Origin of the sequence: Ekhidna sp. (assembly GCF_965227465.1) — a bacterium.
In the GTDB taxonomy this organism is placed as follows: Bacteria; Bacteroidota; Bacteroidia; order Cytophagales; family Cyclobacteriaceae; genus Ekhidna.
This window is the reverse complement of record NZ_OZ245746.1, coordinates 3,767,925-3,779,592: the sequence shown is the minus strand read 5'-3', so window position 1 is coordinate 3,779,592 and position 11,668 is coordinate 3,767,925. Positions and strand designations below refer to the sequence as shown.

The window sequence follows — 11,668 nt, the reverse complement described above, 5'->3', positions numbered from 1 at the left end:
TAGGAAAACTACATCGATGATCTTTTATTTCTAAGATTCAACCAACTTGAAAGTGGTTTTATCTAATTTTTCACGCTAAAATTGATTGTATGTACATTAATCTATCTGGACTAAACATTTTGGTAACAGGGGCAAGCCGAGGAATTGGAAAGGCTTTAGCAACAAAATTGGCAGAGGCGGGAGCGACAATTGCTGTACACTACAATAAGAATGTAAGGGAGGCAGAAAACCTGGCTCATATTCTGGGAAATGAATCAAAAGCATTTCAAGCAGATTTTTCAAAACCAGATGATGCAGCTAAACTGTTTGAGCGGGTGAGTTTAGAAATGGGCAGTGTGGAAATTGTTATCAATAACGCAGGCCTTGCAAAACCAGCAGCATTAGATGCAAAAGATGATGAGTGGATGAAGGCATGGAATGAGACGATGATGGTAAATCTGAATTCAGCAGCTATTATTTGCAAGAAGGCAGTTCAGCATTTTATCAGTAGAAAGGCGGCTGGAAGAATCATTAATATTGCCTCAAGGGCCGCATTTCGTGGTGAAGAGGCAGAGTATATTTCTTATGCAGCGTCAAAAGCAGGATTAGTTTCTCTTACCAGGTCAATCGCCAGGTCATATGGAAAAGAGGGGGTTAAAGCATTTGTCATTGCTCCAGGGTTTGTCAGAACGGATATGTCACAGGAGTTTATGCAACAATACGGAGAAGATCACGCAAAAGGGGATTTGGCTTTGGAGAGATTAACAGAGCCAAAAGACATTGCCCCGTTGGTTACGTTCATTGCCAGTGGAATGGCTGATCATGCAACTGGAGCAACCTTCGACATAAATGCTGGAAGCTATTTGCATTAATGAGTTTCTATTTAGGGATTAATTCCTAAATTAGAAGAACGAAATACGATAAACAGCCAAATGGATAGTAACATAAAAAATCATCTTAAAGCACTAATTCAGCTTTCTATAATAGACCGTGATTTTGGTCAACCGGAAAAATCGTATGTTTATACGATTGGAAAAGCTAATCGAGTTCCTGAAACAGAGATCGATGAATTGGTTGATGAGGTGCTTAGTTCAAAAGACAATACCGACGTAAATTTTCAGGGACTACTTTCTGAAGAGCGGTTCGATTATTTGTATGATGTCATTCAACTAATGAAAATCGACGGAGAAGTATTTCTTACAGAGATTAGATACTGTGAGGAGGTGGCAGAAAAATTAGGCTATGATAAGAAGGTCGTGAAGAAAATGTCGTCAAGAATTTATGGAGATCCTTCAATCACCGGAAATAGAGAGGCTATTATGAAGGAGGCCAATAAATATTTAAAATAGTAACCTAAAGAAGAATTATGAGCATTAAGGCGAAACTAAGCGTGCTGGTTCAGTTAGCAAATATCGATGGAGATTTTGCGGGAGAGGAAAGAGATCTTATCTATATGATTGGCAAGGCCAATGGAGTGAGTGCAGAAGAAATTAATAATATGGTGGAAAACCCTGAACCTTTACCACCAATTAGCACCATGTCTGAGGATGATAAGTTCGAATACTTATTTCACCTCGTCCAATTAATGAAAATTGACAGCCAGGTATATTTATCAGAAATCAAATTTTGTGAGGAACTCGCTGAAAAGCTGGGATTCAAAAGAAACGTGATTTCGCAATTATCTGCAAGAATATACAGTGACCCGGCCATCGCATCAGATGTCGCCTCATTGAAAAGAGAAGTTAAAAAGTACAGGAATTAACAGAATCCGCTTCGGCGGATTTTTTTATTTTCCTACAGGTGTTAGCTGCGTATATGAAATATCAAAATGATGTTCGAGTTTTGACAGGAAATCATCTTCATGTAGAATTGGGGTTTCTTCTGTAATTCCCATTTCATTAACCTTCAAAGCTCTGTCCGTTAAAGTGACCCTTCCAGAATCCGTAAGCTTGGTGATGAGCTTTTTTTGGGTAAAGGGAGAGTCTGGCGAGCTTTGATGAAAATCACACATTTCTATAAACTGAATAAGCTGTCTTTCCTCCAAGGTAAATAGGAACTTAGACCAGTAGTGAACGCTATCTGCTGATTCCTTTAGAATTAAATTTTCATCAGGGTCAGTTTCGATTTTCCAGTATTTGGTGTAATCCATTTGTGGATTGCCAACTACTATTTTTAGAGGTGAGATTAAGCCTTCACCAAACCCAACATCTACCAACCATTTTTCTTCGTCTATAACTACAACAATGGCCATGTGGTCAAAGGGCTTTCCAAACTCACCTTTTTCCTTATTCCATACTTTGCTGGAAATTAGAAAACATTCAAAACCTAAATGGTAAAGCAAATGATAAAATAATCCATTCAGTTCATAGCAAAAGCCACCTCTTTTGTTAATAACTACTTTATCAAAGACTTTCTGGTAGTCCAGAATGATTTTAGTATTGTAATGGATGTCCAGGTTTTCAAAAGGGATTTTTTGAAGGTGAGCTTTTTGAAGTTTTTTTAGGTATTTCAAAGAAGGACCTTCCTGATCGAGATGAATTCGCTCCAGGTATGCACGAACATCAATTTTTTGTGCTTTGGGTCGATTTTGGAAAAAATTAAGGCGATTCAATTTTTTACATTGAGTTCTTGTGTCAAATTACCAATCATATTTCGAAGTGCATCTTGCCAGGTAACATCAGCATCCCACTCGCCTACATGTACGTTTTTTGAAATGTTTTGCCGAATAAAAAACTTACACACTATCGCATCTTGAGGAATTGTCTTTACACGAGTCTGATCAGGCATAACGGGTATAATAGAAACAAAGCCACTTTGTGAGGGAGTTACTTCATAATCCAGCATTTGTCGTACATTTCTGGCGGTTGCACATACGGAGCGAAGTAAAAATTGATAGCGGTTTCTTCTTAAATCATCGTCCGACATTGCATTGATTAATTCATACTCATAAGGATATGATTTCATAATCGACTCGAGTTCCTGATTTTTAGCCCTTACCCGCTCATTATATTTTCTCGTTCTTTCCATCACTTCTTTGCTCAAAATAGTTGTGGTATCAATTGGTGAAAACCTTTCCACAGCCAGTTTGCTTCTTCTTAAAATTCCCGGATAATTTTTCAGTAACGTTTTTTCAACAATTGAAATCCCCTGAAGGTAGTTTGGTTTTTCCGGAATAAGGAAATTTTGAACCTGCTGGTCTGCTCTCTTAACCTCTTTACCTACATTTAATAGCAAAGAATAGAGATCATTTGCTTTGAGATAAAACACATCTGAATTTCCAACGATCATCTTAGTTGTACCACTATATGGCGCCATTATTAGTTCAAACGCATTGTTGGATTTTGTTATGAAGATGATGTTTTTGATTTCTCGTTTGTTAAAAAGATCTACATAAGAATCCAGAGCAGCATTGCTCGCCACCATGTTGATATCCTGCAAGTAAAAGACGGCATCAATGCCCATGGTTATAAAAGCTTTGTGAACCTGGACGATCATTTTTTCATAATCACCAACCGTAACAAACTCGCCACTTTTATTCGGGATAGAAAAAATCACAGCAGATCGTTCACTATTTAGGGAAGCCGGAATTTTGATTGTCTTGTTGAAAGAGACAAAGTCATAAAGGGGTGATTGCGCAAAGAGAAAAAGCGTTAGGAAATAAAAAATACTAGAGAGGACTCCCTTCATAAAAATTGAATTCTAAAGTGCTAATTTTATAAACATCAACTCAATATTGACCCAATTTAGTATAACTATAGAAGTATGAAAACAAGATGTGCCTGGTGTGCTAACTCTTTTGAAGATTATGTCAAATATCATGATGAGGAGTGGGGAGTACCTGTACATGACGATCAAAAACATTTTGAGTTTCTGGTCTTGGAGAGTGCGCAGGCAGGGCTTAGCTGGGCAACCATATTGAAAAAGCGTGAAGGATATCGTAAGGCATTTGCCAACTTTGATGTTTTAACAGTGTCAACATATGGTCAAAGAATGGTCGAGGAATTGTTGCAGGACTCCTCTATCATACGAAACCGAATGAAAATAGAGGCGACCATCAATAATGCGCAAAGATTTATTGAAGTACAAAAGGAATTTGGGACATTTGATAAATATATATGGCAATTTGTGGGAGGCACTCCAATTGTTAATAGCTGGAAAAATATGAACGAAGTGCCAGTTACTACGGATGAATCGGATGCGCTTTCAAAAGACCTCAAAAAGAGAGGATTCAAGTTTGTAGGCTCCACCACTATGTATGCACACATGCAGGCAATCGGGTTGGTAAATGATCACACAGTTGATTGTTTTCGCTATGAACAACTTAAAAGCAGGTAATTTAATTACTCACTATTTTAACTATGAAGAAAATCAGCTTACTCCTTGGATCAGCAGTGGCAATCGCCTTATTGGTTGGAATCTTCCATTCGCAAAGCCCTGAAACGGTTTACCTAGAAAACATTTCGAACCTTAAAGTGTCAAAACTGGATGGTCCTGAAAAAGCAGCTTACAGGGATATTATTATGACAATGAACCCTAAGACGGGCGAAATATCCAGGCAAAACGTGACGCAGGCTTTTTCTGAAAGGAGAGGAAGAACTACCTCAGAAAGAGACTTTGGATGGGAGCAAGTAAATACTGAAGTTGCTGGTCGAACCAGATCCCTAATGATTGATCCTAATGACGAGAATAAATTATGGGCTGGGGCAGTAACAGGAGGATTGTGGTATTCTCCTGATTTTAGAAATAATGCAACCTGGGTCCCGGTATCTGACGATTGGGAAAATATGTCAATCGCATGCATAACGTATGATCCATTAAACACAGACACTTTCTATGTGGGTAGCGGAGAGTCATTTACCTCTGTAAATATTTATAGGGAATCATCCTCAGCCGGTGTTGGTATCTATAAAACTGCTGACGGAGGAAATACCTGGTCATTGCTTTCTTCTACTACAGACTTTGATTATGTCAATGATATTGTGGTTAGAAATGAGGATGGGACCAGTGTTATATATGCTGGAGTAGCTTCAGGGCTATATCAGGGAAATGTATTTGGATCATCCCCTTCTGACGGGTTGTATCGGTCAGATGATGGCGGAAATAGTTGGACACAGGTTTTACCGAATATTGACGGGTCTTCGGTACCCTATGCAGTTTCTGATATTGAACTGACAGAATCCAATGAACTATTTGTGGGAACCATGCGAAACCTCGAATTAATGGGGGGTGGAATTATTCTTAATTCAACGGATGGCATTAATTGGAATACCGAAGACCGATATGCAACCAACATAGTAGATGAAGCCAGAACGGATTATGGACTCGAGCTTTTACCAGGGAGGGTTCGCTTGGTTTCTGAAGGGGGAATGGTCTATGCTGCTGCGACAGGCGGATGGCTCAATAATTTTAATCAAATTAGGGATCACGGATTTTTTACCAGGTTAATGTATCTCGATAATGGGTCATGGATGGATCTGGAAGGACCATCAAATTCATGGGCCTCTATTCCATGGCATGCACTTGCGCTTGAGGTAGACCCAAATAACAACTCCAGACTTATCGTAGGAGGGCTAAACGCACATGCACTCTCCGATGTTAATTCAACAGGCAGTCTTAGCTGGGCAACAGTGAGTGACTGGTCATCCATGTACTACTTTTCAGACTATCTGATCCCTTATTACGGATTGGAAGACATTGATAGTGTTAAAAATCACTTTATCCACGCAGACATTCATACCCTTGAGTTTGTTTCAGGTTCTTCCGACGAGGTGGTATCCTCCACAGATGGAGGGGTGTTTTATACCACAGATTTTTCAAAAAGCTTTGGGGCATTGAACGGAGAAAGACTAAGCGAGTATCCAACATTCGGACCCATCAATAATTCATTGGCGACTACCCAGTACTACACGATTGCACTCCACCCGGAAAAAGGAAACAATGAAATATTAGTAGGGTCTCAGGATAATAGTACCCATACCAGTGAAACAGGAGAAATAACCTATGAAAGCATGATTGGAGGAGGAGATGGAGCCTATTGTTTTTTTGACAGAGACGACCCTGATTTGAGAATCACCTCATCGCAGGTAAATAACTACAACTTTTTTGTAAATGGATCAGGGACAGGGTTTGGGACTAGCACAGGATCTTTTATAAATCCTGCAGATTATGATGACCGATCAAACCTACTCTACACCAACATGGCGGTAGACGGGGGGTTTGAAGTGTTGATCCCGGAGCTTCAGGGAAGGTATCTCGACACCCTGTCGATTATCAACGTAAACAAATACCTGGGGAAAAACATGCTGGGTTTACCAGAGTACAAGGAAATCAAGCTCGGGACAAATAGCTCTGCTGCGTTTTCAGCAATAAAAGTGTCGCCTCACAATGATGGGCTAGATGCAACCATAGTTTTAGGGAATCAACTAGGGGATGTATATGTGGTGGAGGGCCTACCCAACAATCCTAAAGCCACTAAAATTGACAATGACAGATTACCGGTTGGATACATCTCTTCCGTAGATGTAGGTGATACGAATGGTGACATTCTGGTTACGTTTTCGAATTATGGAATAGAATCTGTTTGGTATACAAAGAACAAAGGAAATGATTGGCAAAACTTGGAAAGAAACCTTCCCGATGTACCTGTCAGGTATGGAATATTTAATCCCCTGGATGATCAAAAAATCCTGTTGGCAACCGAGACAGGTGTGTGGGGACTGGAAAACATCTTAGACGAATCAGAAGAATGGAAATCCTACAATCAAGGATTTCCAAATGTTCGCGTCGACATGATTAAGGCACGTGCATCAGATAGCGTAGTAGCAGTTGCGACTCATGGCCGAGGAGCCTTCTTAGGAAAATTTGATCAGGGTTCTCTGATTGAAGAACCACTTAGATCTCATGGTATAACGAGCGAGTTTGCAGTATATCCTAACCCAACCGCAGATCAGATTACATTTAACTTCGATGTGAAGCGGGCTAGTTTATTCACTTTGGATGGTAAAGAAATCCAAGGGCGGATTCTTAAAGGAAGATCCATGGACTTAACAGGACTTAAAGCCGGAATCTATTTCATAGAAGCAACTTCAGACACCAACAAACGGCACTCCTTTAAAGTCATAAAAAAATAGCCTTGAGTGAATCTGTGAATCAGCTTAACTTTACTTTTCTAAAGTATGTGGGATGATTGATAAACTCGAAGAAATAAAGCATCGTTTTGAGGAGGTGGGCCAGCTCATTGTTCAGCCGGACATTGTAACGGATATGGAGAAGTACGGGAAGCTGAACAAAGAGTACAAAGACCTGGAGAAGATTGTGGTCAAGTACAAGGAATTCACCGAGGCAAAAAGCAATATTGATAATGCCAAAGAGGTTCTTGGAACAGAGAAAGATCCAGAGTTTAGGGAGATGGCCAAGGCAGAGATAGATGAGCTGGAACCGCAGGTAGAGAAACTAGAGGAAGAGCTCAAAATAATGCTTATTCCCAAAGATCCCAACGACAGTAAAAATGTCATCCTCGAAATCAGAGCAGGTACAGGAGGTGATGAAGCATCCATCTTTGCAGGTGACTTATTTAGGATGTATAAATCTTATGCAGAAGATCAGAAATGGAGCTTTTCAGTTTTAAACTTTAGCGATGGCAGTGCAGGAGGATACAAAGAGATAGTTGCATCGGTAGAAGGCGAGGACGTATATGCGAAACTAAAATTTGAATCAGGAGTACACCGTGTTCAACGGGTGCCCGCAACAGAGTCTCAAGGAAGAGTGCATACATCGGCGGCCACAGTGGCAGTTTTGCCGGAGGCAGAAGAAGTGGATGTGGAATTAAATATGGGCGATATCCGTAAGGATACCTTTAGAGCTTCAGGAGCGGGAGGTCAGCATATTAACAAGACAGAATCTGCGGTAAGGTTAACGCATGCTCCTTCCGGTTTGGTGGTTGAATGTCAGGATGGAAGATCGCAGCATGCAAATTATGATAAAGCATTAAAAGTTCTTCGTTCTCGGCTTTACGAAATAGAGTTGCAAAAGCACAATGCCGAGATAAGTAGCCAACGAAAAAGTATGGTGGGATCTGGAGATCGGTCAGATAAAATCCGTACCTATAATTATCCACAAGGTAGAGTAACAGATCACCGGATAGGGCTCTCTGTTTTTAATCTTCCAAATGTTATGAATGGTGACATTGAAGAGTTTATCGAGCAATTGCGGATTGCCGAAAACGCAGAGATTATGAAAGAAACAGCGGAGTAATTCGTTGATTAGCAAAGCTGCATATGCGTGAAAAACTCCTTTTGATTTTAGTCATCCTTGTTTGGATTGGATGTTCAACAAAGGAAGAATCCGTATCCTTTGACCCAAACCTATCACTGATATTTAGCAATGATTCTGTGTCTTTTGATACGTTACTTTCTGAAAAAAGAAGCAGCACAAGAAGGTTAACTGTCTATAACCCGAATGAGGCGGCAATTGAGATCTCCGAAATATCTTTAGGCAAGAGTAGCTCGGATTACTCTTTGATTATCAATGGAAAAGAAACAAATGCGTCAAGTGGAGAGCGCATATTTGGTGGCGATAGCATATTGATTTTGGTGGAAGTAAATGTTCAATCACGAAACCGTGATTTACCTTACTTGGTTAAGGACTCAATCATTTTCAGGTGGAATACCAATGAAATACATGTGAAACTTGTTTCCTACGGGCAGGACGGAAACATGATTAATAATGAGGTTATTTGTGACGAAACCTGGACCAATGATCGGCCTTATATAGTATCAGATACAGTTGTTGTAGGACCAAACTGCAGATTAAATATTGAGAAAGGAACTAAAATCTATTTTGAAAATGATGCGATCATGTTTGTACAAGGAACATTGAAAGCAATTGGGGACTCTGCCGAACATGTTGTTTTTCGTAACGCAAGATTTGATGGGATTTATGATCGGGTACCAGGACAGTGGAACGGGATCTATTTTCTGGAAGGGAGCGTGGATAATGAAGTAGTTTTTGCAGATATTTTTAACGGTCAAATTGGCCTGAGAGTAGGAACACCTGACGATGATGATATCCCGGATCTGATGATATCCAATTCCACAATCTACAACATGAGTACAGCTGGAATTTTGGCTTTCACATCTGACGTTCACGCAACAAACACCCTTGTTTTTAACTGTGGCAATTATTTAGTTGGTGGTTTTGCAGGTGGCAACTACACATATTTGCATTGTACGTTTTCCAATGAACCAGCTCTTTTTATTCAGGATGAACCAACCGTTCAGTTCTCAGACAATATTGTCATTAGTGAGACTGAATTATTGACAGGAGATTTAAATGTCAACATTATTAACTCAGTTATTTGGGGAACAGCAGATGAAGAACTTCTTATTAATAATGGAGGGGGAGCACAAATTATCGCGATTTTACAATCGAATATTATCAAGTCTAATTCGGAAATCCTAAATAATTTTACTTCAAGAGAATTCAACTTTCCGGGCTTCCAAAATGCGTTTCTCAATGATTATCAACTAGATACATTGGCCTTTGCCCAAAACAAAGGGTCTGATATTGGAGTTTCAATAGACCTTACTGGTAAGAATCGAGATGCCTTGCCGGATATCGGAGCTTTTGAACGTATCGAGAAAGAGTAACAGCCTATCTAAAAAGACAAAGCACTGTTAGTAATTATTGTTATCTTTTTCTTCACTTGAAAAAATTAAGTTGAGATTACTATTCAACATAGCCACATTATTGCTCATAGTCTACCTTTCTTTTAGTCAGAGCGATAGCCTTCTGAATTCACTTGAAGGCAAAGAGGGTAAAGAAAGAGTGGAGGTCCTTCATCAAATCATCATTGATGTTTGGCTGAATTATCCATCTCAAGCAATGGGGTATGGGGTAGAAGCACTGGAAATTTCCAGATCAATTTCAGATTCTACATTGACATCAAAATCATTAAGACTTATAGCAGGAGTTCACTATTACAAAGGAGACTATGACAAATCGTTGGAATTCAATCAGAAAGCCCTTGGTATCGCACTTAACCTTGAGGATTCGGCTCTAATTAATAATGGTTACAATAATATAGGATTGCTCTACTACAACTTAGGGAGTTACCAGTCTGCTCTTGAATACCTTTTGAAGGCAAAAAGAATAAAAGAATTAATTGGAGAAACGTATGGGCTTTCAACCACCCTCAATAACATCGGACTGGTATACGAGCGAATTCAAGATTATGAAGAAGCAAGAAGATATTTTGAGGAGGCGTATGATGTTGCCGTCGAAATAAGTGACATTGATCATAAACTTTATTCTATAAATAATATTGGTATTACCTATTTACGTCAAGGAGACCTGGACGAGGCACTGAAATATTTTCGAAAAGGAATAAAGCTGGGTGAAGAAATAGAAAACATAAACTGGGGGGCTGTAGCGGCAAGGGGTATTGGAGAAGTATTGATGCTTCAAGGAGAAAAAGATTCTATTGGCTATTACCTCGAAAAAGCCAGATGGGCAAGCGAATCAATCGATGACAAAAAGGGACTTGCAGAGGTATATTTTTTACTTGCCCAAAACTCTCTTAATGAGGGGGACATGGATGGAGCACTAGAAAATTTACAAAAATGTGATAGTTGGGCAAAGCAAATTCAAGTTCGCCAACAGCAACTTGATAATTTAAGGTTGTATGCGAGCATCTACGGCAAACTAGGTGATTTAATCAATGAAAATGAGTATCTCAAAAAATACATTGAGCTTCGTGATTCACTTTTTCAGGATATTGTTTCCAGAAACCTGAGTTTGATCCCATTAAAAATCAAGGAAGAACAAGACCGTTTTAAGTTATCCGAGCAGCAAGTAAGAATCAAAAACCAAACGATCACCAATCAACTTTTTACCTTCATTATCATCATCACGGTACCTCTTCTCATCGTGATGATTATACTCTTGAGGAAAAATGATAGAAAAAATAAGGAGCTGGTAAGAAATAATGAGGAATTGCAGAAAACACAAAAATTACTGATTACCTCAGAGAAAATGGCATCACTTGGTGTGTTAGCAGCAGGAGTGGGACATGAAATAAATAATCCGCTAAACTTCATTAAAAATGGCATAGCGGCATTAGCAAAAAAACTTGAGGATTCAGAAGACGAAGAACTGAAATCATATTTCAGAATTGTAAATGAGGGAGTTGAACGAGCGACAAACATCGTTAAAAGTCTAAGTCATTTCAGTCGAAAAGGGCCGAGTACAGATGAGAGATGCAATATTCGTGAGATCATTGAAAACTGTTTACTCATTCTACATAATAAAATCAGAAATAGAATACGAGTAATTACCAACTTTACAAGTCAGGGGTCAGATTTAAAAGGTAATGAGGGTAGGTTACACCAGGCAATGATGAATATTATTGCTAATGCAGAGCAGGCGATTAACGAAGAGGGAACGATAGAAATAACTACACGGAAGAAGGATGGTTTCATGGAAGTTTGGATAGAAGATGATGGCGAGGGCATTCCTGAGGAAAACTTACTGAAAATTAGTGATCCGTTCTTTACAACAAAAGCGCCGGGAGAAGGAACTGGGCTTGGCCTTTTTATCACTTTTTCAATTATCGAAGAGCATGGAGGCAGCATAGATGTTCAATCGATTCCCGGTCATGGGACAAAGTTCATAATTAAGTTACCTTTATGAC

Annotated in this window: 10 protein-coding genes; 8 read left to right on the top strand and 2 right to left on the bottom strand. The window is 39.4% G+C overall.

What is annotated here, in order from left to right:
- Positions 1–89 precede the first annotated feature (89 nt).
- Genes ACO05G_RS16635 through ACO05G_RS16625 form a run of 3 tightly spaced genes read left to right on the top strand, consistent with a single transcriptional unit; the run spans position 90 to position 1,741 of the window.
- Complete coding sequence (locus ACO05G_RS16635; protein WP_348283033.1) at positions 90–851, top strand: SDR family oxidoreductase; 762 nt, start codon at positions 90–92, stop codon at positions 849–851.
- Positions 852–911: 60 nt separating this feature from the next.
- Positions 912–1,328 carry a TerB family tellurite resistance protein gene (locus tag ACO05G_RS16630; protein ID WP_421763761.1) on the top strand — a complete coding sequence of 139 codons (417 nt, stop codon included), beginning with the start codon at positions 912–914 and terminating at the stop codon, positions 1,326–1,328.
- Between the two features lie 17 nt (positions 1,329–1,345).
- Positions 1,346–1,741, top strand: coding sequence for a TerB family tellurite resistance protein (locus tag ACO05G_RS16625; protein ID WP_421763760.1), 396 nt, complete (start codon positions 1,346–1,348; stop codon positions 1,739–1,741).
- 24 nt (positions 1,742–1,765) lie between these two features.
- Here the strand turns inward: ACO05G_RS16625 and ACO05G_RS16620 are convergent, their stop codons facing one another.
- Together ACO05G_RS16620 and ACO05G_RS16615 are read right to left on the bottom strand one after the other, a co-directional pair.
- Positions 1,766–2,590: an arylamine N-acetyltransferase family protein gene (locus ACO05G_RS16620; RefSeq protein ID WP_421763759.1), complete on the bottom strand. Its 825-nt coding sequence runs from the start codon at positions 2,588–2,590 to the stop codon at positions 1,766–1,768.
- A complete protein-coding gene (locus ACO05G_RS16615) occupies positions 2,587–3,666 on the bottom strand; it encodes a hypothetical protein (RefSeq protein ID WP_421763758.1) in 1,080 nt (359 codons plus the stop codon). The genes ACO05G_RS16620 and ACO05G_RS16615 overlap by 4 nt, the downstream gene beginning before the upstream one ends.
- Before the next feature lie 75 nt (positions 3,667–3,741).
- On the opposite strand from ACO05G_RS16615, the gene ACO05G_RS16610 reads away from it, so the two are divergent.
- The 5 genes from ACO05G_RS16610 to ACO05G_RS16590 all read left to right on the top strand — a co-directional run bounded on the left by ACO05G_RS16610 (position 3,742) and on the right by ACO05G_RS16590 (position 11,667).
- A complete protein-coding gene (locus ACO05G_RS16610; protein ID WP_421763757.1) occupies positions 3,742–4,314 on the top strand; it encodes a DNA-3-methyladenine glycosylase I in 573 nt (190 codons plus the stop codon).
- A 23-nt stretch (positions 4,315–4,337) separates the two neighbouring features.
- Positions 4,338–7,109: a T9SS type A sorting domain-containing protein gene (locus tag ACO05G_RS16605; RefSeq protein WP_421763756.1), complete on the top strand. Its 2,772-nt coding sequence runs from the start codon at positions 4,338–4,340 to the stop codon at positions 7,107–7,109.
- 52 nt (positions 7,110–7,161) lie between these two features.
- Positions 7,162–8,232: a peptide chain release factor 1 gene (prfA, locus tag ACO05G_RS16600; protein WP_348283026.1), complete on the top strand. Its 1,071-nt coding sequence runs from the start codon at positions 7,162–7,164 to the stop codon at positions 8,230–8,232.
- Between the two features lie 23 nt (positions 8,233–8,255).
- Entirely contained in the window at positions 8,256–9,626 is a 1,371-nt protein-coding gene (locus ACO05G_RS16595) for a right-handed parallel beta-helix repeat-containing protein (RefSeq protein WP_421763755.1), read from the top strand.
- 70 nt (positions 9,627–9,696) lie between these two features.
- Complete coding sequence (locus tag ACO05G_RS16590; RefSeq protein ID WP_421763754.1) at positions 9,697–11,667, top strand: tetratricopeptide repeat-containing sensor histidine kinase; 1,971 nt, start codon at positions 9,697–9,699, stop codon at positions 11,665–11,667.
- Position 11,668 lies beyond the last annotated feature (1 nt).

Bases quoted from the DNA above. Each gene is read 5' to 3' on its own strand.
- ACO05G_RS16635 (WP_348283033.1), top strand. From the start codon at position 90: ATGTACATTAATCTATCTGGACTAAACATTTTGGTAACAGGGGCAAGC.
- ACO05G_RS16630 (WP_421763761.1), top strand. From the start codon at position 912: ATGGATAGTAACATAAAAAATCATCTTAAAGCACTAATTCAGCTTTCT.
- ACO05G_RS16625 (WP_421763760.1), top strand. From the start codon at position 1,346: ATGAGCATTAAGGCGAAACTAAGCGTGCTGGTTCAGTTAGCAAATATC.
- ACO05G_RS16615 (WP_421763758.1), bottom strand. From the start codon at position 3,666: ATGAAGGGAGTCCTCTCTAGTATTTTTTATTTCCTAACGCTTTTTCTC.
- ACO05G_RS16610 (WP_421763757.1), top strand. From the start codon at position 3,742: ATGAAAACAAGATGTGCCTGGTGTGCTAACTCTTTTGAAGATTATGTC.
- ACO05G_RS16605 (WP_421763756.1), top strand. From the start codon at position 4,338: ATGAAGAAAATCAGCTTACTCCTTGGATCAGCAGTGGCAATCGCCTTA.
- prfA (WP_348283026.1), top strand. From the start codon at position 7,162: ATGATTGATAAACTCGAAGAAATAAAGCATCGTTTTGAGGAGGTGGGC.
- ACO05G_RS16595 (WP_421763755.1), top strand. From the start codon at position 8,256: ATGCGTGAAAAACTCCTTTTGATTTTAGTCATCCTTGTTTGGATTGGA.